Source organism: Shewanella jiangmenensis, from assembly GCF_018596335.1.
Lineage (GTDB): Bacteria > Pseudomonadota > Gammaproteobacteria > Enterobacterales > Shewanellaceae > Shewanella > Shewanella jiangmenensis.
This window is the reverse complement of the sequence record NZ_JAHEPS010000003.1, coordinates 1-23,732: the sequence shown is the minus strand read 5'-3', so window position 1 is coordinate 23,732 and position 23,732 is coordinate 1. Positions and strand designations below refer to the sequence as shown.

General features: G+C 55.5%; 23 protein-coding genes and 2 tRNA genes. 20 read left to right on the top strand and 5 right to left on the bottom strand.

All coding sequences use genetic code 11. The features are described from left to right. The first annotated feature begins 222 nt into the window (after positions 1 to 222). The 5 genes from KJI95_RS08915 to KJI95_RS08895 all read left to right on the top strand — a co-directional run bounded on the left by KJI95_RS08915 (position 223) and on the right by KJI95_RS08895 (position 5,708). Positions 223 to 1,353, top strand: coding sequence for a PhoH family protein (locus KJI95_RS08915; RefSeq protein ID WP_250885739.1), 1,131 nt, complete (start codon positions 223 to 225; stop codon positions 1,351 to 1,353). Further along, positions 1,343 to 1,804: an rRNA maturation RNase YbeY gene (ybeY, locus tag KJI95_RS08910; protein ID WP_214506854.1), complete on the top strand. Its 462-nt coding sequence runs from the start codon at positions 1,343 to 1,345 to the stop codon at positions 1,802 to 1,804. The genes KJI95_RS08915 and ybeY overlap by 11 nt, the downstream gene beginning before the upstream one ends. A gap of 27 nt (positions 1,805 to 1,831) precedes the next feature. Continuing rightward, the gene (corC, locus tag KJI95_RS08905; protein WP_214506853.1) at positions 1,832 to 2,710 is read left to right on the top strand and encodes a CNNM family magnesium/cobalt transport protein CorC; all 879 of its coding nucleotides are present in this window, start codon (positions 1,832 to 1,834) and stop codon (positions 2,708 to 2,710) included. 82 nt (positions 2,711 to 2,792) lie between these two features. Continuing rightward, on the top strand, positions 2,793 to 4,337 hold the full coding sequence (gene lnt, locus KJI95_RS08900; protein ID WP_214506852.1) for an apolipoprotein N-acyltransferase: 1,545 nt from the start codon (positions 2,793 to 2,795) through the stop codon (positions 4,335 to 4,337). A gap of 147 nt (positions 4,338 to 4,484) precedes the next feature. After that, positions 4,485 to 5,708, top strand: a complete 1,224-nt coding sequence (locus KJI95_RS08895) for an EAL domain-containing response regulator (protein ID WP_214506851.1) — start codon at positions 4,485 to 4,487, stop codon at positions 5,706 to 5,708. 71 nt (positions 5,709 to 5,779) lie between these two features. Here KJI95_RS08895 and KJI95_RS08890 read toward each other — a convergent pair whose 3' ends face one another. Continuing rightward, positions 5,780 to 6,280, bottom strand: coding sequence for a zinc ribbon-containing protein (locus KJI95_RS08890; RefSeq protein ID WP_214506850.1), 501 nt, complete (start codon positions 6,278 to 6,280; stop codon positions 5,780 to 5,782). Between the two features lie 119 nt (positions 6,281 to 6,399). Between KJI95_RS08890 and leuS the strand changes: the two genes are divergently transcribed. The 14 genes from leuS to lipA all read left to right on the top strand — a co-directional run bounded on the left by leuS (position 6,400) and on the right by lipA (position 20,873). Further along, positions 6,400 to 8,979, top strand: a complete 2,580-nt coding sequence (leuS, locus tag KJI95_RS08885) for a leucine--tRNA ligase (RefSeq protein WP_214506849.1) — start codon at positions 6,400 to 6,402, stop codon at positions 8,977 to 8,979. A gap of 235 nt (positions 8,980 to 9,214) precedes the next feature. After that, entirely contained in the window at positions 9,215 to 9,709 is a 495-nt protein-coding gene (locus KJI95_RS08880) for an LPS-assembly lipoprotein LptE (RefSeq protein ID WP_214506848.1), read from the top strand. After that, positions 9,709 to 10,737, top strand: a complete 1,029-nt coding sequence (holA, locus tag KJI95_RS08875; protein WP_214506847.1) for a DNA polymerase III subunit delta — start codon at positions 9,709 to 9,711, stop codon at positions 10,735 to 10,737. Before KJI95_RS08880 ends, holA begins: the two co-directional genes overlap by 1 nt. Continuing rightward, entirely contained in the window at positions 10,738 to 11,619 is an 882-nt protein-coding gene (gene nadD / locus KJI95_RS08870; protein ID WP_214506846.1) for a nicotinate (nicotinamide) nucleotide adenylyltransferase, read from the top strand. 243 nt (positions 11,620 to 11,862) lie between these two features. Further along, positions 11,863 to 12,189, top strand: a complete 327-nt coding sequence (gene rsfS / locus KJI95_RS08865; protein ID WP_214506845.1) for a ribosome silencing factor — start codon at positions 11,863 to 11,865, stop codon at positions 12,187 to 12,189. Continuing rightward, positions 12,189 to 12,659, top strand: a complete 471-nt coding sequence (gene rlmH / locus KJI95_RS08860) for a 23S rRNA (pseudouridine(1915)-N(3))-methyltransferase RlmH (RefSeq protein WP_214506844.1) — start codon at positions 12,189 to 12,191, stop codon at positions 12,657 to 12,659. The genes rsfS and rlmH overlap by 1 nt, the downstream gene beginning before the upstream one ends. 36 nt (positions 12,660 to 12,695) lie before the next feature. Continuing rightward, on the top strand, positions 12,696 to 14,552 hold the full coding sequence (gene mrdA, locus KJI95_RS08855; RefSeq protein WP_214506843.1) for a penicillin-binding protein 2: 1,857 nt from the start codon (positions 12,696 to 12,698) through the stop codon (positions 14,550 to 14,552). Further along, positions 14,549 to 15,655 (top strand): rod shape-determining protein RodA, encoded by a 1,107-nt coding sequence (gene rodA / locus KJI95_RS08850; protein WP_214506842.1) that lies wholly within the window; start codon positions 14,549 to 14,551, stop codon positions 15,653 to 15,655. Before mrdA ends, rodA begins: the two co-directional genes overlap by 4 nt. A 9-nt stretch (positions 15,656 to 15,664) precedes the next feature. Next, positions 15,665 to 16,663: a lytic murein transglycosylase B gene (gene mltB, locus KJI95_RS08845; RefSeq protein ID WP_214506841.1), complete on the top strand. Its 999-nt coding sequence runs from the start codon at positions 15,665 to 15,667 to the stop codon at positions 16,661 to 16,663. Next, positions 16,650 to 17,492, top strand: coding sequence for a septal ring lytic transglycosylase RlpA family protein (locus KJI95_RS08840; RefSeq protein ID WP_349356719.1), 843 nt, complete (start codon positions 16,650 to 16,652; stop codon positions 17,490 to 17,492). Before mltB ends, KJI95_RS08840 begins: the two co-directional genes overlap by 14 nt. A gap of 131 nt (positions 17,493 to 17,623) precedes the next feature. After that, on the top strand, positions 17,624 to 18,766 hold the full coding sequence (locus KJI95_RS08835) for a serine hydrolase (protein WP_432653796.1): 1,143 nt from the start codon (positions 17,624 to 17,626) through the stop codon (positions 18,764 to 18,766). Between the two features lie 126 nt (positions 18,767 to 18,892). After that, positions 18,893 to 19,159: a DUF493 family protein YbeD gene (ybeD, locus tag KJI95_RS08830; RefSeq protein WP_214506839.1), complete on the top strand. Its 267-nt coding sequence runs from the start codon at positions 18,893 to 18,895 to the stop codon at positions 19,157 to 19,159. A 96-nt stretch (positions 19,160 to 19,255) separates the two neighbouring features. Further along, the gene (gene lipB, locus KJI95_RS08825; protein ID WP_214506838.1) at positions 19,256 to 19,906 is read left to right on the top strand and encodes a lipoyl(octanoyl) transferase LipB; all 651 of its coding nucleotides are present in this window, start codon (positions 19,256 to 19,258) and stop codon (positions 19,904 to 19,906) included. A 1-nt stretch (position 19,907) separates the two neighbouring features. After that, positions 19,908 to 20,873: a lipoyl synthase gene (gene lipA, locus KJI95_RS08820; protein WP_214506837.1), complete on the top strand. Its 966-nt coding sequence runs from the start codon at positions 19,908 to 19,910 to the stop codon at positions 20,871 to 20,873. 196 nt (positions 20,874 to 21,069) lie between these two features. Here lipA and rimI read toward each other — a convergent pair whose 3' ends face one another. Further along, positions 21,070 to 21,516, bottom strand: a complete 447-nt coding sequence (gene rimI, locus KJI95_RS08815; protein WP_214506836.1) for a ribosomal protein S18-alanine N-acetyltransferase — start codon at positions 21,514 to 21,516, stop codon at positions 21,070 to 21,072. Further along, the gene (locus KJI95_RS08810; protein WP_214506835.1) at positions 21,516 to 21,962 is read right to left on the bottom strand and encodes a hypothetical protein; all 447 of its coding nucleotides are present in this window, start codon (positions 21,960 to 21,962) and stop codon (positions 21,516 to 21,518) included. The genes rimI and KJI95_RS08810 overlap by 1 nt, the downstream gene beginning before the upstream one ends. A 136-nt stretch (positions 21,963 to 22,098) precedes the next feature. Here KJI95_RS08810 and KJI95_RS08805 point away from each other — a divergent pair, with 136 nt between their 5' ends. Then, the gene (locus tag KJI95_RS08805; protein ID WP_214506834.1) at positions 22,099 to 22,566 is read left to right on the top strand and encodes a Dps family protein; all 468 of its coding nucleotides are present in this window, start codon (positions 22,099 to 22,101) and stop codon (positions 22,564 to 22,566) included. A gap of 72 nt (positions 22,567 to 22,638) precedes the next feature. Here KJI95_RS08805 and KJI95_RS08800 read toward each other — a convergent pair. Then, positions 22,639 to 22,715 (bottom strand) — tRNA-Trp (locus tag KJI95_RS08800). A 936-nt stretch (positions 22,716 to 23,651) separates the two neighbouring features. Next, a tRNA-Asp gene (locus KJI95_RS08795) sits at positions 23,652 to 23,728 on the bottom strand. Positions 23,729 to 23,732: the final 4 nt, after the last annotated feature.

Sequence of the window (23,732 nt, the reverse complement as noted above, 5' to 3'; positions counted from 1 at the left end):
CATCTGTCGCCTTTGTTGTTTACAGCGCCTTTGTTGGCTACAGCCCATTAGTCATTTACAACACCCGGGCCGCCCCGCAACTGCGCAAGCTTTCGCCGAAGCGGCAGCGGCGGTTTTGCATCCCATGGGCGAAACACAGTATATTCTAGCAATATCACCGGGCACGGCAGCCAGCAAGGCGCCCCCTGCCCGTTCAATGGATGAATAGCGCCGGAGACTTGATTGGCCAGCAAACTTACCACCATGAACCTGTATCTGGAGCCCGCAGAAAGCCGCCGTCTGGCATCCCTCTGTGGCCCCTTCGATGACAACATCAAGCAGCTTGAGCGCCGCATCGGTGTTGAAATCAGCTACCGCAACAACCACTTCCAGATTGTCGGCGCGCCGCGTAACTGCCTGACCGCCAACAATCTGCTCAAATCCCTGTACGTCGAAACCGCGCCGGTAAAAGGCCGCACGCCGGATCTTGAGCCGGACAAGGTGCATATCGCCATTCAGGAAGCCATTGCGCTTGAAGCCGAAGATGGCCATGAAGAGCACAAAGAGCACTTTATCAAGACCCGCCGCGGCGTGATTAAGCCCCGTAACCCCAACCAGAGCCAGTACGTGGTCAACATAGTGCGCCACGACATCACCTTTGGTATTGGCCCGGCCGGTACGGGTAAAACCTATCTCGCAGTCGCCGCCGCCGTGGATGCGCTGGAGCGCCAGGAAATCCGCCGCATTCTGCTGACCCGCCCGGCGGTGGAAGCCGGTGAAAAGTTAGGTTTCTTGCCCGGGGATTTGAGTCAGAAAGTAGACCCGTATCTGCGCCCGCTGTACGACGCCCTGTTCGAAATGCTCGGCTTTGAAAAGGTAGAGCGACTGATTGAACGCAGCGTGATTGAAATCGCGCCGCTCGCTTACATGCGTGGCCGAACCCTTAATGACGCCTTTATTATTCTCGATGAAAGCCAGAACACCACGGTCGAGCAGATGAAGATGTTCCTCACTCGCATCGGTTTTAACTCCAAGGCGGTGATCACCGGCGACATTACCCAGATTGACCTGCCCAAGCATCAAAAATCCGGCCTGCGCCACGCCATCGAGGTGCTCGGCGATGTGGATGAAATCAGCTTTAACTTCTTCCAGTCCAAGGACGTGGTGCGCCATCCGGTGGTGGCCCGCATCGTTGAAGCCTACGAAGAGTGGGAGTCAAAATCCCAGGCAGCTCAAGGCCGGCGCGACAGTCACTACCGTCTTGCAGGCGAAGCGCCAGCGGCTCAGGAAGTCAGCGATAACGCCAGTGCCTCCAGTTCGGACACTACTGCTACTGCCGATGAAGCGGCTCAAAGAGAACCCCATGACGCCTGATATTATGCTCGATTTACAAATCGCCGCCGAGGGTCACGAGCTGCCCTCGGAGCAAGAGTTTGTCAGCTGGGTGCGCGCCGCCCTTGGCAACACCATGGCCGAAGCCGAGCTGACTATCCGCATTGTGGACAGCAGCGAGAGCCAGCAGCTTAACCGCGACTACCGCGGCAAAGACAAACCCACCAACGTGCTGTCGTTTCCCTTTGAGGCACCTCCCGGGATTGAACTGCCGCTGCTGGGAGATCTTGTCATTTGCGCCTCGGTCGTTGAAAATGAGGCGCTTGAGCAGCACAAGCCGTTGATGGCCCACTGGGCTCACATGGTTGTACATGGTTGCCTGCATCTGCTAGGTTATGACCATATTGATGATGCCGAGGCCGACGAAATGGAGTCATTGGAGACTGTCATTTTGCACGACCTTGGTTACCCTGACCCCTATAAGGAGCAATAACCGGTTCTTCTGAGCCGTGAAAGCACTATGAGTGACGACATACCCCCGAGTAGCAACGCCCAAAAGAAAGGCTGGTTTGAACGCGTAAGCCAGTTATTCCAGGGCGAACCTCAAAATCGTGACGATCTGGTGGAAGTGATCCACGATGCCGAACAACGCGACCTGATCACAGAAGATACCCGGGAGATGATCCAGGGTGTGCTCGAAGTCTCGGACCTGCGGGTTCGCGACATCATGATCCCCCGCGCCCAGATCGTGGCCGTCAAAATCGACAGCAGCGTGGAAGACTTGCTCTCCACCGTGATTGGCTCAGCCCACTCCCGCTTCCCCGTGGTTAACGAAGACAAAGACCACATCGAAGGCATTTTGCTGGCCAAGGATCTGCTCAAGTACGGTTTTAACAACAGCGATGAACCCTTCTCGCTGGAAAGAGTCATCCGCCCCGCCGTGGTTGTCCCGGAAAGTAAACGGGTGGATGTGCTGCTCAAAGAATTCCGCTCCCAGCGCTACCACATGGCAATTGTCGTCGATGAATACGGCGGCGTGTCGGGTTTGGTGACCATCGAGGACATCCTCGAAGAAATCGTCGGTGAAATCGAAGACGAATTCGACCACGAAACCTTGGAAGATACCGAAATCCGCAAGGTCAACAACACCGTGTATATGGTGAAGGCGCTGACCGCCATCGAAGACTTCAACGAAGAATTCGGCACCGACTTCTCCGATGAGGAATTTGATACCGTTGGCGGCCTGGTGGCCCACGCCTTTGGTCACCTGCCCGAACGTAACGAGCAAATCATGATTGGTGGCATCGAGTTTAAGGTCATCAGTGCCGACACCCGTCGCCTTATTCAGCTCAGGGTTAAATTCCCCGATGCCGATGAGCCGCTGACCGTCGAAAGCTGATCTGCCAAGGCTTGAACCACCAGCACAAGGCGCGCCGCAAAGCGCGCCTTTTTCACTGACTAATCTGATAAACGAGCCCGAATTGGACTGGATAAACACCCTTGCCAGCAAAACCTGGCTGAGACTCTCGCTGGTATTTACCGCCGGTGCCGCTACCGCGCTGGCTTTCGCCCCCTATGAAATCTGGCCTGTGTATCCACTTGCCATCGCCGTAACCCTGCTGCTTGGGCAAGCTCTCGCGCCCCGCGCTGCCTTCCTGCACTGGTTTGCGTTTGGTTTCGGTGCCTTTGTGGTTGGCATCAGCTGGGTGCATGTGAGTATCGACCGTTTCGGCGGTTTGCCGCTGCCGGTGTCACTCTCGCTGATGGGGCTGCTGGCACTGTATCTTGCGCTTTATCCGGCGCTGGCGGGTCTGCTGTTTGCCAAACTCAAAAGTGGCTGCGATAAGTTCAATTGGCTGGCGCTGTTTCCGGCGCTGTGGATAGCCACTGAATGGGCCCGTGGCTGGGTTATGACCGGCTTCCCCTGGCTGTGGGCAGGATACAGCCAGACCGAAGGACCGCTGTTGCCACTAGCGTCTGTCATTGGGGTGCAGGGTCTGGGTTTTGCCATTGTGATGCTCGCCGGCGCCCTGGCGCTGCTGTTGCAAAAGCGCTGGCAGCCTCTGGCCGTTATTGTGCCAGCGCTGGCGCTGTCGGTGTTCAGTGCATCGCATTTCAGCCCCATCAGCCGCAGCGGCGAAAACGTCAAAGTGCTGCTGGTGCAGGGCAACATTCCCCAAAGCATGAAGTGGGCCGAGGAGCAGCTGTGGCCAACTCTGCTTAAATACATGGATTTAACCCGACCGCACCTCGACGCCGACATAGTAATTTGGCCGGAGGCCGCCATTCCCGGCCCTATGCTGCGCCAGGACATCGCCGACTTTTTGGGTAATGCCAATCAGGTGGCCAACCTTAACCACAGCGCCATCATCACCGGCATTCCAACCTTTGATGGCCATAACTGGTTTAACTCGCTCATTGTGCTTGGCAATCACAATGCCAAAGAGCAGCCCGCCCCCGACAGTTTTGGCAATGGTGTAAACGAATTTAAAAAGCACCACCTGCTGCCCATCGGTGAGTTTGTTCCCTTTGAAACCCTGCTGCGACCACTGGCGCCCTTTTTCAATCTGCCGATGTCATCCTTCAGCCGCGGTGATTATCGCCAGCCAAACCTCAATGCCGTGGGATATCAGCTGGCGCCGGCCATCTGCTACGAGATTGCCTTTCCGGAGCAGCTTCGCGCCAACCTGACCGACGACACCGACATGCTGCTGACAGTGTCCAACGATGCCTGGTTTGGTGAGTCAAACGGCCCGTTGCAGCACATGGAAATAGCCCGGATGCGCGCGGTGGAACTTGGCCGCCCGCTGCTGCGTGGCACCAACAACGGCGTCACTGCTGTGGTGGATGAGTTCGGTGACTTTACCGCCATCGCACCGCAGTTTGAAACCGCCGTGCTGCGCGCCGACGTGGCACTGACCCAAGGCACCACATTGTTTGCGCGTTTCGGCCACTGGCCTGTGTATCTCGTTTGTTTACTGGCGCTGCTCGGCGCACTGGTACTGAGGCGCCGCAAGCCTGCCTGAGGCGCCGCCCCAAGAAAAAGGAGCCCTGCTCCGAAAATTTTCAGACAAAAGCTGCTTCCTCCGGGCAGCTTTTTTACTGCCCGGCTTGGCGTTTTCCCTCACAGTTTCTAGGCTTAAAGCATGTCTGGGCCGCGGGAGAGCCCCTATATGTTTACGGACAAACACATACTGATAATCGATGACTCAGAGGCCATCTTAATGGTGGTCAAAACCATGCTGAGTCGCATGGGGTTTGAACGCCTCACCACCATGACATCAGCGCAAAAGGCGCTGCAGCTGGTGAGCCGGGCGCCGGACGATATCTATATGGTGTTGACTGACCTACGGATGCCCGGTTTCGATGGATTGGATGTGCTGCGCAGGCTTGGTGAAATCAAATTCGCCGGCGCCGTGGCCATTATTTCTGAAATGGATAAACGCATTATCAATCTCGCGGCAGACATCGCCAAAAACCACCAGCTGCACCTGATTGGCTGTATCAGCAAACCCATTCAGCAGGATGATTTGGCAGCGCTGGTGCAAAAGGCCGGTGAAATGCTTAGCCAGAAGTGGGATGAAAGCAGCCTGCTAAGTGAAGAGACAATATTGCAGGCGCTGGAAAACAACTGGGTGGTGCCCTATTTTCAGCCAAAAGTGAATTTCACCACCATGCGGGTGGAGAGTGTCGAAGCACTGGCGCGCATTGTATTACCGGGTGAAGTAAACGCCGTGCGGCCATGCCGCTTTTTGCCGACAGTGATGAAAGCCGGGCTGATTGACAGCCTGACAGGCCGCATCCTCGATGTCGCGGCGAAGGAATTTTCCACCATCAAAGGGATGCTCGGAGACGATGTCAAACTCGGCCTTAACTTAAGCCCGGATGAACTTGAAAACCTGTCGCTTGCCGGCATCATTGAAGCGGTTTGGCAGCAACATGGCCATCGAAACAGTGAACTTATCCTTGAACTGACCGAAGAAGAAGCCATTCAGAATAACCGCCAGCTTGAATGCCTGAACCGGCTTCGCCTCAAAGACTTTGGTCTGTCGCTGGATGATTTCGGCACCGGCTTTACCAATATCAATCAGCTCAGAAACCTGCCCTACACCGAGGTCAAAATCGACCGTTCTCTCATCATCAATATCCATCGCGACAGCTTTTGTCAGGCCATAGTCACCAGCCTCGCTGACATTGCCTCACAGCTTAATATAACTTTGGTGGCAGAAGGGATTGAGCATATCAGCGAGCTTAACTTTCTGGTTCAGAAATACCCGAATCTGGTGTTGCAGGGATATCTCATCAGTATGCCAAGACCGACAGCAACCCTGGCGGCCTGGTATCGCAGCTGGCAGCGCCAGTTTGGCGCCACCAGCGATTCGATGCCACAGGATTAACGCATTGGTGGCGAAGCTGCCGCTAAACTGACCCAACGCCAATATAGACGGCAGTGCTTCGGCGTTGCCGGCTAAGGCGCCAGCGCCTCGCGGATAAACTCATCGTTATCACACTCGGGACAATCGGGAATGGTCGAGGCAAACTCGATATCCATCCCATGGCCGCAACTGGTGCACACCATACGCCCCTGGCTGACAATCTCGCCGCTCTGATAATAGCCGTGGTGCTTGAAGTCCTGCGCCAGCTCATGCCACTCGAGCTGACTGCGGTCGGTGATTTCCGCGAGCCAATGCCAGAGGGTATTCTCAAGCGCGATAAAGCTTGGGCTGTGGCTAATCGAATCCTGATTGCGCTCCTGTAAAAAAGTGCCGATGTCGCGCTTTAAAAATTCCAGCGCCAACGCAAGCTCCTCATCGTCGGCCTCGGCCTTCAAGCGGCCAAAGGCTTCACCCGAAGTCATCAGCCGATACAGATTTTTGGCGTTCAAATCCGGGTTCGCCTCAAAGTGAGTCGCCAAGTCCTTTACCAAATCCTGATACAGCGCCAGTAAAACCGTGCTTCTGCCCGTCATTGTTATTACTCCTTAAAGGGAACCTTTTTAATGAACCGCTTCTGGTTTATTCTATGCAGATCCCGCAGCGCAGACCAAGCGCGTGATCAAACAAACAGGCGGCAATGCCGGAAAAATTGATGCAAGAGCAATATATCCACTCGGAAATTGAGGCTGAGGTACAAAAGTACTGGGCCGACAACAAGACCTTTGAAGTGACTGAAGATCCTTCCAAAGAGAAGTTCTACTGCCTTTCCATGTTCCCCTACCCGTCAGGCCGGCTGCACATGGGCCACGTGCGTAACTACACCATAGGTGATGTGGTTGCCCGCTTCCAGCGCCTGCAGGGTAAAAACGTGCTTCAGCCAATTGGCTGGGACGCCTTCGGTCTGCCCGCCGAAAACGCGGCCATCAAAAATGCTACCGCCCCGGCGCCCTGGACCTACGAAAACATCGATTACATGAAAAACCAGCTGAAAATGCTGGGTTTTGGCTACGACTGGAGCCGTGAAATCGCCACCTGTACCCCGGAATACTATCGTTGGGAACAGTGGTTCTTCACCAAGCTGTATGAAAAGGGTCTGGTCTACAAAAAGACCTCCGCCGTGAACTGGTGCCCGAACGACCAGACGGTTCTGGCCAACGAGCAGGTGCAGGACGGCTGCTGCTGGCGCTGCGACACCCCGGTTGAGCAAAAAGAAATTCCGCAGTGGTTTATCAAAATCACCGCCTACGCCGAAGAGCTGCTGAATGACATCGATAACCTCGATGGCTGGCCTGAGCAGGTCAAAACCATGCAGCGTAACTGGATTGGCCGCTCTGAAGGCGTCGAGATGACCTTCAAGGTCAAAGGCTCTGACGACAGCTTCGACATCTACACCACCCGCCCCGATACAGTGATGGGCGTGACCTACGTGGCGATTGCTGCCGGTCACCCGCTGGCTGAAAAAGCCGCCCTGACCAATGCCGACGTGGCTGCCTTCGTGGAAGACTGCAAGCAAAGCGGCACTTCTGAGGCCGAGCTTGCCACCATGGAGAAGCGCGGCGTGGCCACCGGCCTTTACGCCATTCACCCGCTGACCGGCGAAGAAGTACCGGTATGGGTCGCTAACTTCGTGCTGATGAACTACGGCACCGGCGCGGTGATGTCCGTTCCTGCTCACGACCAGCGCGACTACGAGTTTGCCAAAAAGTACGGTCTGGCGCTCAAGGCGGTTATCAAACCTGCCGATGGCGAAGTGGACATCAGCGAAGCGGCGTACACCGAAAAAGGCGTACTGTTTAACTCCGGTGCCTTCGACGGTCTGGACTTTGAAGCGGCCTTCAACGCCATTGCCAAGCAACTTGCCGATGAAGGCAAAGGCAAGCGTCAGGTCAACTTCCGCCTGCGTGACTGGGGCGTGAGCCGTCAGCGTTACTGGGGCGCACCAATTCCTATGGTGACTCTGGCCGATGGCACTGTAATGCCAACGCCGGAAGACCAGCTGCCGGTCATTCTGCCGGAAGACGTGGTGATGGATGGCGTACAAAGCCCCATCAAGGCCGACAAAGAGTGGGCCAAGACCCAGGTAAACGGTCAGGACGCGCTGCGTGAAACCGACACCTTCGACACCTTTATGGAGTCGTCCTGGTACTATGCCCGCTACTGTTCGCCAAAAGCCAATGAGATGCTCGATCCGGCCAAAGCCAACTACTGGCTGCCAGTGGATCAGTACATCGGTGGTATCGAACACGCCTGTATGCACCTGCTGTACTTCCGCTTTTTCCACAAGCTCTTGCGTGATGCTGGCCTGGTGAACTCAAACGAGCCTGCCAAGCGCCTGCTGACCCAGGGCATGGTGCTTGCCGACGCTTTCTACTACAACAACGAGAAAGGCGCCCGCGTATGGGTATCGCCCCTCGATGTGACTGTGCTTGAGAAAGACGACAAGGGCCGCATCACCAAGGCCGTGGACAACGAAGGCCATGAGCTGGTGTACACTGGCATGAGCAAGATGTCCAAGTCCAAAAACAACGGCATCGACCCGCAGGTGATGGTTGAGAAATACGGCGCCGACACTGTGCGTCTGTTTATGATGTTCGCCTCACCACCAGAGCTCACCCTCGAGTGGCAGGAGTCCGGCGTTGAAGGCGCGCTGCGCTTTATCAAGCGTCTGTGGAAACTCGCCGCCGAGTACAGCGCCGCCCCGGCCACTGCGCCGCTGGACGTTGCGTCACTCAGCGCCGAGCAAAAGACACTGCGCCGCGAGCTGCACAAGACCATCGCCAAAGTGAGCGATGACATCGGTCGCCGTCAGATGTTCAACACCGCCGTTGCCGCCGTGATGGAGCTGATGAACCACCTGCAAAAGGCGCCGCTTGAGAGCGAGCAGGACAAGGCCCTTATTCAGGAAGCCCTGTCAGCCGTGGTGCGTCTCTTGTACCCCATCATCCCGCACGTGTGTTTCCACCTGTGGAAAGAACTTGGCAACACCAGCGCCATCGAAGACGCCGGTTGGCCGGTTACCGATGAAGCGGCGCTGGTTGAAGACAGCAAAACCGTGGTGGTACAGGTTAACGGTAAAGTGCGCGCCAAGCTCACCGTCCCTGCGGCCGCTACCCAGGCCGAAGTGGAAGCCATGGGCATGGCAGAAGATGCGGTTATCAAATACACCGACGGTTTGACCGTGCGTAAAGTAATTTACGTGCCGGGCAAACTGCTCAGCATCGTTGCCAACTGAGCCTGAGCCTGCGACACTGTCGCAGGTTTGAGGCACCAGACGAAAAACCCGCCTCGGCGGGTTTTTCTGCTTCACTCGCAAGGATTTTATCTTTGGCCAAGCCAGGTTTGGCCAAGGGATTGTAGGCCGGCGCCGGTTCACCTTTGGGGTTAACGGGCAAAGCTCACACCCAGCGCAGCCATGCAGGCGCTTGGTGCCATGTCCGGCAGGTTTCTTAAATAAAGGGCATCCCGTAATGGTTAGAATGTTTATCAGCGCCTGTTTGAGCCTGATGTTACTCGTCAATGTCTCCGGCTGCGGTTTTCGTCTGCAGGGCAGTTACAAAATTCCCGCCGAGCTCCAGACCCTGAGCGTGGACAGCGCCGATGAATACAGCGAGCTGACGCGGATGGTGAAAGACCGGCTGTTGCTGTCTGGCATCAATGTGGTCGAGGCCCGCGCCGATGCGCCGTCGCTGCGACTTATCCGCGACACATTGGAGCGCACTACCCTGTCGCTCTACCCCACAGGCAACGTGGCCGAATATGAGCTGATTTACCATGTCGATTTTGCCGTAGCGCTGCCGGACGCCGAAGCCCAACCATTCGCCGTTGAAATTCGCCGCGACTATCTGGACGACCCCCGCACCGCACTCGCCAAGAGCCGCGAAATGGAACTGCTCCTAAGAGAGATGCGCCAGCAGGCGGCAGACAATATCATTCAAACCCTTGCCGCCACCGAGAAGCGCTGATGCGGGTCTATCCGGAGCAGCTTGGTCGTCATCTCTCGCCACTGGCCCAGTGCTACAGCCTGATGGGCGACGAACCCTGGCTGATTGAAAACGCCCGCAGCCAGCTTTTGGAGGCCGCCAGGCAGCAGGGGTTTATGGAGCGGGTCAGTTTCGAGCAGGACAGCGGCTTTGCCTGGGCGGATTTACGCAATGAATGGCAGGCCATGAGCCTGTTTGCCAGTCGGCGCATTATTGAACTCACCCTGCCCCAGGGCAAACCCGGCGCCGATGGCTCGGCTATGCTGACCGAGCTTATGGCCCAGCCCAATCCGGATTTGCTGCTGATTGTGCGCGGCCCCAAGCTTGCGTCGGAGCAGACCAACAGCAAGTGGTTCAAGGCGCTCGATAATGCCGGCATCTATCTACCCTGCAACACCCCGGAAGGGGCGCAGTTTTCCCGTTGGCTCGATGGCCGCATTTCGGCTCATCGGCTGCTGCTCGAGCCAGACGCCAAGGCCATGCTGGCAAGCCTCTATGAAGGTAACCTGCTTGCCGCCGAGCAGGCGCTGGCACTGTTGTCACTGCTGACGGCGGGCAGACGGGTCGGCGGCGCCGAGCTTGCGCAGTATTTTGAAGATCAGTCGCGCTTTAATGTGTTTCAGCTCGCCGATGCGCTGCTAGCCAATCAGCAGGAGCGCATCGCCCATATGCTGGCGCAATTAAAGGCTGAAGGCACGGCGCTGCCCATAGTGCTGTGGGCGGTGTTCCGTGAGCTCAGCAGCCTGCTTTCGCTCAAGTCAGCGCAGGAGCGGCGCGAGTCGATGGCGCCGCTCTGGTCAAAACTGCGGATTTGGGACAAGCGCAAGCCGCTGTACGAAAACGCCCTGCGCCGCCTGACGCTGGCCCAGATTGAAGCCATGCTGGCACTCTCGTCCACCATCGAACTTAAACTTAAACAGGCTGGCGAAGAAGACTGGACTCTGCTCACCCACCTTTGCCTGCTGTTTGACCCGCGCGCCCATCAGCAGCTGGTGCAACTGGAGTCGTAAGTGACAGCATCGCCGCGTAGCAGCCTCAAGCAACCTCTCGAGCAGCCAAACGAGCTGAAACAAAACAACGAGTTGCAACAAAATGAGCTGCATCAAAACGAGCCGCATCAAGCTGAGCCGAAAGAGATTGGGCCGCCCGTGCGTCATACTCTGCTGCTTGGCGGCACCTTCGACCCGCCGCATCAGGGCCATATTGCGCCGCTGCTGACGCTGCTCAGGCAGTGGCCCTTCGATGACTGCTGGCTGATGCCAAACCGCATTCCGCCCCACAAACCCGGCCCGCACGCCAGCAATGCGGATCGTCTGGCGATGCTGCAAAGCCTGTGTGCGCTGCATCCCGCGCTCAGTGTGTGCGAGCTTGAACTTGAGCGCGATGAGCCAAGTTATACCGTTGCAACCCTCACCCAGCTTGGGGAACTTTATCCTGAGCGCAGGTTCTACTTTGTGATGGGCATGGATTCATTTTTGAATCTGCCGCTCTGGTATAAGTGGCAGTCGCTGTTTTCCCTGTGTCATATCCTGCTCTGTGCCCGCCCGGGCTACCGGCTTGAGCCAGAGCATCCCATGGCAAAGGTACTGAAGGAGCGTGCTTATCCGGCAATCGCTTTGCAGGAAAACACTAATCAAAAGTGCACTGAGCAAACTAGCACTGAGCAGACTAGCACTGAGCAGACTAGCGCCGCGCAGAATGAAGACCGTCAGGCGTCAAATACCGCGAAGCTGCCCGATGCGCCCTGTGGCCGCATCATAGTGGCCGACATAGACGAGCTTGATGTGTCATCGAGCGCCATCCGCGAGGCGCTGATGCAGGGTCGCGCCATGCCGGATGAGGTGCCTGAGGCTGTCGGGCGCATTATCCGTGAGCGCGGCCTATATCGTTAAGCTCAGGGCTTTATCGTTTAGCTCAGGGCTTTATCGTTTAGCTCAGGGCTGTGTCGCTAAGCTCAGGGCTGTATCGTTAAGCTCAGGGCTGTATCGTTAAGCTCGGGCAGCTATTGCTAAGCTTGGGCCGCTATTGTTAAGGCTTAATCGTTAAGCTTAGTTAAGACACCCATACGGGCGGTGTATTCATACTGTGCGTGCTGCTATACTGGCGCGCCATTTTTAGCCCAAGAGGTATTTTGCGTGCACAGCACTGAACTGAAGCAATTTGTGGTCGACAAGGTTGAGGATATCAAGGCCCGTGATCTGGTGGTTCTGGACGTGAGCCAACATTCCGACATCACTGATTACATGGTGATTTGTTCAGGTACATCCAAGACCCACGTTCGCGCCATCGCCGAGCGGCTCTTGAGCGAAGCCCGCAAAGCCAATATCAACATCCTCGGCGCCGAAGGCCGTGACGCCAGTGAATGGGTGCTGGTGGATTTGGGTGGTGTCATTCTGCACGTCATGCAGGAGCAGACCCGTGATTTCTATCAGCTCGAAAAGCTCTGGCAAGAACACGCCTGATGAAACTGCAATTAATCGCCGTTGGCACCAAGATGCCTGACTGGGTCACCCGCGGATTTGAAGAATATCAGCGCCGTTTTCCGCGGGATATGCCGCTGGAGCTGATAGAGATCCCGGCTGGCAAGCGCGGTAAAAATGCGGATATCGCCCGTATTCTGCAAAAGGAAGGCGAGCAGATGCTGGCCGCCATTCCCAAAGGTAATCATATTGTTACCCTGGATCTTCCCGGTAAAAACTGGACCACGCCCGAGCTTGCAGGCGCGCTTGAGAAATGGCAACTTGATGGCCGCGATGTGAGCCTGCTGATTGGCGGGCCTGAGGGCCTGGCACCGGCATGCAAACAGGCCGCAAGCCAAAGCTGGTGTTTATCGGCGCTGACCCTGCCCCATCCGCTGGTACGGGTTGTGGTGGCCGAGAGCCTGTACCGCGCCTGGAGCATCAATAATAACCACCCTTATCACAGGGAATAACCGCGCCACACAGGTCGCGAGCACCGGAGAGATTGAGTGACACCGAAGAAACGGGTGACCATACACGATCACGCCCTTGAAGCCGGCATTTTCAGGCGCAGGGCGATCTTCACCTTTTTGTGCGTTGTAGCTCTCTTTGGTGTGCTTCTGACCAACCTGTATCACCTGCAGGTGACTTCCCACGCCGATTACACCACCCGCGCCGATGACAACCGGATCCGGGTCACCCCTGTAGCGCCAAGCCGCGGACTGATTTTCGACCGAAACGGCGTGCTGCTTGCGGAAAACCAGCCGATTTTCTCCCTCGAATTGACCCCGGAAAAGGTCAAGGATGTGCCCGGCACCCTTAAACAGCTGGCCGAAATTCTGCCTATCAGCGCCGAGGAGCAGGAAGACTTTCTCGAAGCGCTCAAGTTTCATCGCCGCTTCAAACCCTTAACGGTGAAAAACAACCTCAACGAAGACGAAGTGGCGCTGTTCAGCGTTAACCAGCATCGCTTCCCGGGGGTACGGATTGAAGCGGGTTTGAAGCGTTTTTACCCCCACGGCGAGCTGCTGACCCACGTGCTGGGTTTTGTTGGCAAAATCAACGCCAAGGACCGCACCGCGCTGGAGAAAGCCGACCGCTGGAGCGACTACGCCGCCAGTAAAGACATCGGCAAACAGGGCGTTGAAAAATATTACGAAAACCTGCTGCACGGCAAACCGGGGCACCTCGAAGAAGAGGTGAACAACCGCGGCCGCACCATCCGCACCCTGCGCACTGTGCCGCCGGAGCCCGGGCAAGACTTATACCTGACCCTCGACATCAATCTGCAGCGAAAAGCCATGGAGCTGTTGTCTGGCCGGCGCGGCACTATCGTCGCCATGGACCCGCGCGATGGTGGCATTCTGGCGCTGGTATCCAGCCCCTCTTACGATCCGAATTTGTTTGTACAGGGGATCAGCTCCAAAAATTACAGTGACTTGCTGAACGACAAGTCACGGCCACTTATCAACCGCGCCACCCAGGGCCTGTATTCACCGGCCTCCACCATCAAGCCGCTGATGGCGCTGCTGGGCCTTGAAGAGCAGGTGATCTCTGAGCGCACCCGCATTTTCGATCCGGGCTACTGGCAGATGCCAGGCGTAGAGCGCAAATGGCGCGACTGGAAAAAATGGGGCCACGGCTATGTGGACGTGTACAGCGCCATCGTTGAGTCCTGCGATATCTTCTTTTACGACATGGTCAGCAAGATGGGCATCGACAAGGTCGCGGCCTTTATGACCCAGTTTGGCTTTGGCGACAGCACAGGCGTGGACATCTTCGAAGAGGCCGCCGGCATCATGCCGTCATCCGACTGGAAGCGCATTCGCCACAATCAGCCCTGGTATCCGGGCGACACTATTTCTGTGGGTATCGGTCAGGGTTACTGGACCGCAAGCCCGCTGCAGCTGGCGCACTCAACCGCAGTGCTTGCCAACCGCGGTAAACGTTTTGTGCCGCATTTGCTGAAGGCTATGAAAGATAAGAGCGCCAAAATCGAGCGCCCGCCCGAACAATTACCACCGATTGAGCTTAAAAACCCGCGTAACTGGGAAATCATCAACGAAGCCATGCGCCAGACCGCGCATAAGTCGCGCTTCACCGACGCAAGTTACACCGCCGCGATGAAAACCGGTACCGCCCAGGTATTCTCTGTGGCCCAGGACGCCAAATACGACCACGACAAAGTGGCCGAGCACCTGCGGGATAACGCCCTAATCGTCGCTTACGCCCCCTTTGAAGAGCCACGCATTGTGCTCTCAGTGGTACTCGAAAACGCCGGCTGGGGCGGCGCGAACGCAGGTCCGGTCGCCCGGGCCATGTTGGATGAATTTATGCTGCACGAGCAGTGGAAGGCTCAGCCATGAATACAGATCACGTCCGTAAAACCATCTGGCAGCGGCTGCACATAGACCTGCCACTGCTGCTTGGCCTGCTGACCATCATGGGTTTTGGCCTGTTCGTGATTTGGTCGGCCTCAGGGGAAGACTTAGGAATGTTCGAGCGTCAGCTGGTGCGCCTCGTGCTTTCGCTTGGGATCATGCTGTTTATGGCGCAAATCAATCCCGATATGCTGCGCCGCTGGGCACTGCCGATTTACATCGCGGGCGTAATCCTGTTGGTTCTGGTCGACCTGTTTGGTGAAGTCAATAAAGGCGCCCAGCGCTGGCTGAACCTCGGCTTTATGGAGTTTCAGCCGTCTGAGCTGATTAAGCTTGCGTTTCCTATTACCATGGCCTGGTTTATCAGCCGCAACCCGCTGCCGCCCAAAAAGCGCCACCTTGCATCAGCAGCGATAATCATGCTTATTCCCACCCTGTTAATTGCCAGCCAACCTGATTTGGGGACATCCATTCTGGTGGCAGCATCAGGCATTTTCGCTCTGTTTTTATCCGGGATGAGCTGGTACATAGTGCTGGGTCTGCTGGCGGCAGTGTTATCCTTCTTGCCGGTGTTGTGGTATTTCCTGATGCACGACTATCAGCGCCGTCGGGTACTGACGCTGCTTGACCCCGAGCAGGACCCGCTTGGCGCCGGTTATCACATTATCCAATCCAAAATCGCCATCGGCTCCGGCGGCATGGACGGCAAAGGCTGGCTGCATGGCACCCAGTCGCAGCTTGAGTTTTTGCCCGAGCGCCACACTGACTTTATCTTTGCCGTGATTGGTGAAGAGTTTGGCATGATAGGCGCCATTGTGCTGCTGGCCATGTATCTGTATGTCATTGGCCGCGGTTTGGTGATTGCTTCCCGCGCCCAGACCAACTTTGCAAGGCTGCTGGCTGGCTCCATCACCCTGACCTTTTTCGTGTACGTGTTTGTGAACATCGGCATGGTCAGCGGCATTTTGCCCGTGGTGGGCGTGCCTTTGCCGCTCATCAGTTACGGTGGCACATCCATGCTGACATTGATGACAGGTTTTGGCATTCTTATGAGTATTCAAACACACAGAAGATTTATCGACCGATAGGGACAGCCGATGCGATTTGCCCCCGGCCTGGCAGTGATGTCCGGCCTGCTTGCCTTAACCCTGACAGCAGCTGCGGCCAAGCCGCCCGCCACTGCCGACATCGCCAAAGCAAGTTTCCTCGCCCGTCAGGGCGCCCTGGGGTACAGCGAATCGCAGATAAACGCCTTTCTCGCCAAAGCCAGTTACAACCCGGCGGTACTGGATGCCATCAGCCGCCCCTTTGAATCCCAGCCCTGGTTTGAATACCGCCAACGCTTTTTGACACCCGAGCGCCTAAACGCCGGCCTCGCCTTTTGGCGCCGGCATGCCGATGTGATTGCGCGGGCATCCGCCACCTTTGGCGTGGAGCCGCAAATCATAGTCGCCATCATCGGCATCGAAACCCATTACGGTAAAACCCAGGGCAAGTATCTGGTGCGTGACGCCCTCTACACCCTTGGGTTTCATTATCCGCAGCGCGCGGGCTTTTTCTTGAAAGAACTTGGTGAGCTGCAGCAACTGGAAAAAGAGCAGCAACTGAACCTTGATACCCTCTATGGCTCCTACGCGGGCGCCATGGGCCTTTGCCAGTTTATGCCGTCCAGTTATCGCTATTACGCGGTGGATTTTGACGGCGACGGCAAACGGGATTTACTTGGCAGCACAGATGATGCCATCGCCAGCATCGCCAATTACTTTCATCAGCACGGCTGGCAGGCCAATGCCCCAGTGGTGCGGCAACTGGATTATCACGGCAGCGGTACACCAACCAAGCCAATGTGGCAGGGCGAGCCATTGTCATCAAGCGCTGGCGATATCCTCGGCGAGGAATTCGGCCTTGCCGATGAGCGCGATCTCGACATCAGCCAGCCGGCACTTTTACTGCAACTGGACGGTGAAAAATCGAGCCAATATTGGCTCGGGCTTAAGAATTTCTTCGTGATCACCCGCTATAATCGCAGCCCACTTTATGCCATGGCCGCCTTCGAATTCAGCGAGCAATTAAAATATGCCCATGCCAAACGTTAATACCGCACTGCTGCTTACATTGCTGTCGATGCTGACGCTGCTCTACGGCTGTTCATCCAGCCCCGATAGTGCCTCCGGCGGCTCTGCTGCGGGCTCAGGTAAAAAAGACCGGTATCATCAAAAAGATGATGCCTACCCTGAAAATGCTCCCGATGTCAGCAAAATTCCCGACGCGGTGCCAAGGTATGAGCCTTACAGCCGCAAAGGCAACCGCCCTTACACTGTGCTTGGTCGCTCCTATGATGTGATGGCAAGTGCGGCCAATTTTCGCGAATCCGGCACCGCCTCCTGGTACGGCACCAAGTTTCACGGCTATCACACCTCCAATGGCGAGGTGTATGACATGTACACCATGACAGCTGCCCATAAAACCCTGCCGCTGCCAAGCTTTGTACGGGTACGCAATATCGATAACAACAAAGAAGTTATCGTCCGGGTTAACGATCGTGGCCCGTTTCACGATGGTCGCATTATCGATTTATCCTACGCCGCTGCGTATCGGCTCGACATGCTTAAAACCGGCACAGCACGGGTGGTGATTGAATCGATTTACTTCCCGACCCCGCCGTCGGATGCGGTGGTCAGCGCTCAGGACCCGAACAATTACTTCATTCAGGTGGCGGCCTCGGCTGATAAATCACGCCTTACCCACATGGGTAAAAAGCTTGCCAAGGAATATCAGCTCAGCTACCGGCTGCAGCCCCATGGCGATCTGTACCGCCTGCAACTTGGCCCACTCGGCCACGAGGGCATAGCCAGTAAGCTGCTTCAAAAAATGCGCCAGCAGGGATATCCTGCCGGTTATTTAGTCACCGAGCCAAAATCTTGAAGATGAAGGAACCTTAACTGCAATTGATTGTCAATTAATGTTACACTCGGCGGCTCGATACCGTTTCCAAAACCTCAACAGAAAACGTGTAGTTAATGATGAAAGCATTTAAACGTACCACGCCAAAATCGATGTTGCTCCTGGCCATCGTCTCTGCCAGCTCTTTTGCCGCACCACCGACCGTTGTACCTGACGCTCCGACAGTGGCTGCCAAAGCCTTTGTGCTGATGGATTACCATACCGGCCAAATTATTGCTGAAAACGCGGCTTACGAGCAGCTTAACCCAGCCAGTCTGACCAAAATGATGACCAGTTATGTGATTGGTCATGAGATGAAGGTTGGCAACATCAGCCCCAATGATGATGTGGTGATCACCAAGAGTGCCTGGTCAAAAAACTTCCCTGACTCATCCAAGATGTTCATTGAAGTGGGTAAAACCGTTAAGGCCTCTGATCTGAACCGCGGCATTATCATCCAGTCAGGTAACGATGCCTGCGTTGCCATGGCCGAACACATTGCCGGCACCGAAGATGCGTTTGTCGACATGATGAACTCCTGGGCCAAGCAGCTCGGTATGACCGACAGCTACTTTGAAAACAGCCACGGTCTGGACTCTGAAAACCACAAAACCACGGCCTATGACATGGCGATTCTTGGTGCCGCGCTTATCCGTGACGTACCAGACGAATATGCCATCTACTCCGAGAAGGAATTTACCTTCAACGGTATCAAGCAATACAACCGCAACGGCCTCCTGTGGGATAACAGCATGGCGGTTGACGGCATTAAAACCGGCCACACCTCAGGCGCGGGTTACAACCTGGTTGCGTCAGCCACCCAGGACAATATGCGTCTGATTTCTGTGGTAATGGGCGCCTCAAGCGAGGCCTCACGTAAAGCAGAAAGCAAGAAGCTGCTGTCTTACGGTTTCCGTTTCTTCGAAACTGTGGTGCCTTACAAGGCCGGCGACAGCTTCACCAACCAAAAGATTTGGTACGGCGATCGTGACAGCGTGGATTTGGGCGTAGCCACCGATACCCCGCTCACCATACGTCGCGGCAAAGGCAAAGATCTGCAGGCCAACTTCGAGCTGACCAAGCCACTCGAAGCGCCGCTGGCCAAGGGCGAAGTGGTTGGCCGCGTGTTCTTCCAGCTCGATGGCAAAGACATAGCTCAGTACCCTCTGGTAACCCTGCAGGAAGTGAACGAAGGCAGCTGGTTCTCCAAGATTGTGGACTACTTCAAGCAGTTGTTTGCCAGCTGGTTTAGCTAAGCCTTTAAAATTCAAACAATGCCACCTTCGGGTGGCATTTTTTTCGCCCCGCCCCCTTGATTGGGCTATAATCGGCGCCATATTTCAGCCTCAAGCCATTTTTGAGCCTTTTTGAGAACGACGATTATGCTAAACACCACCTTTGACCAGTATCTCGAATTTCCTTGTGCCTTCCCGTTCAAGGTAGTGGGCGATGCCAGCGACACCCTGGCCGACCGCGTGGTCGCCGTGGTTCAGCGCCATGCACCGGGCGATTACCGCCCAACCACCAAGGCATCGAGCAAGGGCACCTATGTGTCGGTCACCATCCGCGTGACTGTCACCAGCAAAGAGCACATCGAAACCCTGTACAGCGAGCTTGCCGCCATCGACGGCGTTCGCCGGGTACTCTAATCGCGCCGTCACGCTGCCAAAGCGTGATCTGTGTTACATTTCGGCATCTGCGGCGTATAATGCCGCCAAGCCGAATCAATGGGGGAGACGTTGCCCTTGCAAGCCAAGACACTGCATATCAGACACCTGGGTAACCAGGATTATGAAACCGTCTGGCACGCCATGCAGCACTACACCGACAACCGTGATGAACACAGCCCGGATCAACTGTGGCTGGTTGAGCATCCACCGGTATTTACTCAGGGGCAGGCAGGCAAAGCCGAGCACATTCTGGCACCGGGTGATATTCCGGTGATTCAGGTGGACCGCGGCGGCCAGGTGACTTACCACGGCCCCGGACAGTTGGTCGCCTATCCGCTTTTGGATATCAAACGCAGTAAAATCGGTGTGCGGCAGCTCGTTACCCACATAGAGCAGAGCATTGTTGATATGCTCAAAGGCTACGGCATCAATGCCTACGCCAAGGCCGATGCACCCGGCGTTTATGTGGATGAACGTAAAGTGGCGTCACTGGGCCTGCGTATTCGCCGCGGCTGCTCGTTTCATGGCCTCGCGCTCAACGTCGATATGGACATCTCCCCTTTCCAGCGTATCAACCCCTGCGGTTACGCCGGACTTGAAATGGTTCAATGCAAGACCCTCGGCGGCCCCCAAACCGTCGAAGAAGCCGCAGACAAGCTGACGCAAAGCTTTTGCAAGCTGCTGGGCTACGAACACCTGGTACACCACCAAGGATTAGCAGAATAATATGAACAGACCCGAAAGATTGCAGCCGGGCGTCAAACTGCGTGATGCAGATAAAGTCGCCCGAATTCCGGTAAAAATCATGCCCTCCGAGCGCGATACCATGCTCAGAAAGCCTGACTGGCTCAGGGTAAAACTGCCGGCATCGAACCAAAGGATCATGGAGATCAAACAGGCTTTGCGCAGCAATGGTCTGCATTCGGTCTGTGAAGAGGCTTCATGCCCCAACCTGGCCGAGTGCTTTAACCACGGCACGGCCACGTTTATGATCCTTGGCGCTATCTGTACCCGTCGCTGCCCATTCTGCGATGTGGCCCACGGCCGCCCACTCAAGCCCGATCCGGAAGAGCCGGTGAAACTGGCCAAAACCATCCGCGATATGAAGCTTAAGTACGTGGTGATCACCTCGGTTGATCGCGACGATCTGCGAGATGGCGGTGCCCAGCACTTTGCCGACTGTATCCGCGAAATCCGTGCCCTCAATCCCCATATCCAGATTGAAACCCTGGTACCGGACTTCCGTGGACGCATCGATGTGGCACTGGATATCCTGAGCACCAATCCACCGGATGTGTTCAACCACAACCTGGAAACCGCACCGGCGCACTACCGCAAAGCGCGCCCGGGCGCCAACTACCAGTGGTCACTGGACTTGCTTAAGCGCTTTAAAGAGCGTCACCCTCATATTCCGACCAAATCCGGTCTGATGATGGGTCTGGGTGAGACCAATGAAGAAATCATTCAGGTGCTGAAAGACCTGCGTGAGCACAACGTGAACATGCTGACATTGGGTCAATACCTGCAGCCATCCAAGTTCCACCTGCCGGTGGAGCGTTATGTGAGCCCGCAGGAATTTGATGAGCTCAAAGCCATCGCCGAAGAACTGGGCTTCAGCCACGCCGCCTGCGGCCCACTGGTGCGCTCAAGCTACCATGCCGATCTTCAGGCCCAAGGCAAAGAAGTAAAATAAGGAAGTAAAATAACGACGTGAATTGAAATCACACTTTGCTTCACCCAATAAAAAAACGGCACTCAGGTGCCGTTTTCTATTGCTAAGTTTTCGCTGCTCGGCCAAAGAAAGCACGAGCTTTTCAGGGTCGGTATGCAGCTTAAGCCCATGTATTCAGGTTAAGACAGTAAATCGAGTTCAAGACTGTAAACGGAGGTTAAGACAGCCGCAAGTCCATCAGCAGCGCATCCTCACGGCCCGCTCCGCCTTCAAGCGGATAATAATTGGGTCGCCGCCCGGCCTCAGTAAATCCAAGCTTGCGATAAAGCCCAATGGCAGCCACGTTCGATGCACGCACCTCAAGCATCAGAACTGACGCGCCACTATCCCTTGCTTCGCCGATAAGGTGATCCATCAGCCTCACGCCAAGCCCACGCCCCTGCATCTCAGGTTTGATACAGATATCAAACAGCGTCGCCTCATCGACGATTTGCTGCACAATCGCAAATCCCACAAGCTCACCATCAAGCTTAAGCCCCAAAACCCGATACAGCGGGCCAAAACAATCTTTGAGCATGCCCTCCGTCATGGGATGGGAATGCGCCTGGGCTTCAATCTGCGCCATCAAAGGCGTATCGACAGGGGTAAGGGTTACCAACTCCATTACAGCACTCCTGACGCAACAATGGCTTGCCAGAGCGCCTTTTTGGCAGCGCCGGATCCAAGCTCACCCAAGGGATAGACATGCTCGCTACGTATATCGTCAGCGGGCTGCATGCCTGAGTGGCTGGCATCAAAGCCTTGCGCAGCGCGGGTAAGATGCAACTGGCCGCCCTGCAGCGAGCCATACACTCCTGTACACAAAGGGTGGCGAAGCAGGCACTCAAGCGATGCCAGCAATGCCGGCTGCAAAGCTTCGCTGCCAGCGCGACTCTTCACAATAGCATCCGTACCAGTCGAGCTATCAACTGAAGCATTAATCGTTTTATCAATCGAAACATAAATCGAAGCATCAATCGACGAGCCGGAATTGGCCGTCGCTGGTAACGCCGCGCCACGCTGCTGCCAGCGACTAATTCCCATCACGTCCAGATAAGCGGATTTTTCCATAAGCTTTTCCAATTCGTTTGTCCGAACAGTTCAATCTAATCTTTGCGCTGCAAAAACAATTTCTAATCGACTAAATTGAATTAAACAGTTGCATACAGACAACTAAATCGATTACGAGCCGAACAGGAGAAACAAGATGATCAACAACGGTATCGATCCCAAGGCGCGCCTTGGCATAGCCACAAGACTTTATAAATTACTGGCCGACAGTTACGGTTTGTACCTCAAAACCCACAGTTTTCACTGGAACGTTACCGGGCCGATGTTTGCCAGCCTGCACCTGTTATTTGAGCAGCAGTATACCGAACTGGGCACCGCTGTCGACAGCATTGCCGAGCGCGTACGTACCCTTGGGCAAAAAGCCCTGGGTTCCTATTCCGCCTTTGCCGCCGTCACCGACATCAAAGAAGACAGCGGCAGACTGAATACCGAAGCCATGATCAGGGCGCTCATCGACGATCAGGAAATTGTGATCCGCAGTGCCCGGGCACTCATTCCGCTGGCATCAGAAGCCTGTGATGAAGCCACAGTCGACCTGCTGACTCAAAGGGTCAGTATTCATGAGAAGAATGCCTGGATGTTAAGGAGCCTGCTTGAAGAGTAATGCCGCAGTAATCAAGGCGTCAGGTACAAAAAGACGAAAGGCCGTTCATTTCTGAACGGCCTTTCTGGTATGTGGCAGGGGTGGCAGGACTCGAACCCGCAACCATCGGTTTTGGAGACCGCTGTTCTACCAATTGGAACTACACCCCTGTTGACGGAGGGCATTATGCTAAAACCCCCTCTAAAGGTAAAGCTATTTTTTAAAGAAAACCGATTGGTTGCGGATTTTTCAGCCATCAATGTCAGTTATTGAGCAAGCCAGGATAAATGCAGCTTGTATCAACCTGATATCGCGATATTTGGCTCTCATACATACCGGCTGCAACAAGGCGGAGGCTCCGTCATCAAAGCTCAGTTTGCAGCATCAATGGTCCTAAAGACATTGAGCCTGCAACACGAGAAGCATTAAAACACCTTCCCCAAAACTACGCCGAAAAACAAAGAGCCTGAGAAACATTGCAATCAAGAGCCTTCGCAACCGAAAAACAATGCAACTGAGAACATAGCCTAAGCCCTGGTTATGCTCACAGCTCAAACTAACCAAACGAGGCTATGCAGCCCTTCAGCAAAGTGTTAAGCCAGACCTAAGTTGCAATGGCCAGCTGCACACCACAAAGAAAGCATCACCGTTAACAGCCTCTAACGCGCTTCACTGAGCCCACACAGAGGAGCAGTGCTCTGCCTTTCCCGAGACACTCAATCTTCCAACGCATTCAGGATCAGTGGCCTAACTGAGCCATTAAAGAAGCACGTTGTTAGGCGTAGCAGGCGCGGCTTATAGTGCGCTCCACCTTCAGGAAAGTTGAACACAAAAGCCCGCCAATGCCAGCAAGGCTTCATTTATAAGTTGGCGGGGATATGGCACATCGATGTGCATAAACGAGGGGCTAGAATGCCGAGCAGGCCTGTTAAGCAAGGGCACTGTTGGACGAGAGCGATGGTCCGGCCCACGGCCAGCTCCCCCGCCGGCGTGACAGGCCGGCTTGCTCTAATAAAAAGCGAACCAACTGAATTAGCACTTCTTTGGCCGGAGTTGGCATAACGAAAAAAGCCTCTGCATTGCTGCAGAGGCTTTTGTCTTTATGTTGGCGGAGCGGACGGGACTCGAACCCGCGACCCCCGGCGTGACAGGCCGGTATTCTAACCAACTGAACTACCGCTCCTTTG

Bases quoted from the DNA above. Each gene is read 5' to 3' on its own strand.
- ybeY (WP_214506854.1), top strand. From the start codon at position 1,343: ATGACGCCTGATATTATGCTCGATTTACAAATCGCCGCCGAGGGTCAC.
- corC (WP_214506853.1), top strand. From the start codon at position 1,832: ATGAGTGACGACATACCCCCGAGTAGCAACGCCCAAAAGAAAGGCTGG.
- KJI95_RS08895 (WP_214506851.1), top strand. From the start codon at position 4,485: ATGTTTACGGACAAACACATACTGATAATCGATGACTCAGAGGCCATC.
- KJI95_RS08890 (WP_214506850.1), bottom strand. From the start codon at position 6,280: ATGACGGGCAGAAGCACGGTTTTACTGGCGCTGTATCAGGATTTGGTA.
- leuS (WP_214506849.1), top strand. From the start codon at position 6,400: ATGCAAGAGCAATATATCCACTCGGAAATTGAGGCTGAGGTACAAAAG.
- KJI95_RS08880 (WP_214506848.1), top strand. From the start codon at position 9,215: ATGGTTAGAATGTTTATCAGCGCCTGTTTGAGCCTGATGTTACTCGTC.
- holA (WP_214506847.1), top strand. From the start codon at position 9,709: ATGCGGGTCTATCCGGAGCAGCTTGGTCGTCATCTCTCGCCACTGGCC.
- rlmH (WP_214506844.1), top strand. From the start codon at position 12,189: ATGAAACTGCAATTAATCGCCGTTGGCACCAAGATGCCTGACTGGGTC.
- rodA (WP_214506842.1), top strand. From the start codon at position 14,549: ATGAATACAGATCACGTCCGTAAAACCATCTGGCAGCGGCTGCACATA.
- mltB (WP_214506841.1), top strand. From the start codon at position 15,665: ATGCGATTTGCCCCCGGCCTGGCAGTGATGTCCGGCCTGCTTGCCTTA.
- KJI95_RS08840 (WP_349356719.1), top strand. From the start codon at position 16,650: ATGCCAAACGTTAATACCGCACTGCTGCTTACATTGCTGTCGATGCTG.
- KJI95_RS08835 (WP_432653796.1), top strand. From the start codon at position 17,624: ATGTTGCTCCTGGCCATCGTCTCTGCCAGCTCTTTTGCCGCACCACCG.
- ybeD (WP_214506839.1), top strand. From the start codon at position 18,893: ATGCTAAACACCACCTTTGACCAGTATCTCGAATTTCCTTGTGCCTTC.
- lipA (WP_214506837.1), top strand. From the start codon at position 19,908: ATGAACAGACCCGAAAGATTGCAGCCGGGCGTCAAACTGCGTGATGCA.
- rimI (WP_214506836.1), bottom strand. From the start codon at position 21,516: ATGGAGTTGGTAACCCTTACCCCTGTCGATACGCCTTTGATGGCGCAG.
- KJI95_RS08810 (WP_214506835.1), bottom strand. From the start codon at position 21,962: ATGGAAAAATCCGCTTATCTGGACGTGATGGGAATTAGTCGCTGGCAG.
- KJI95_RS08805 (WP_214506834.1), top strand. From the start codon at position 22,099: ATGATCAACAACGGTATCGATCCCAAGGCGCGCCTTGGCATAGCCACA.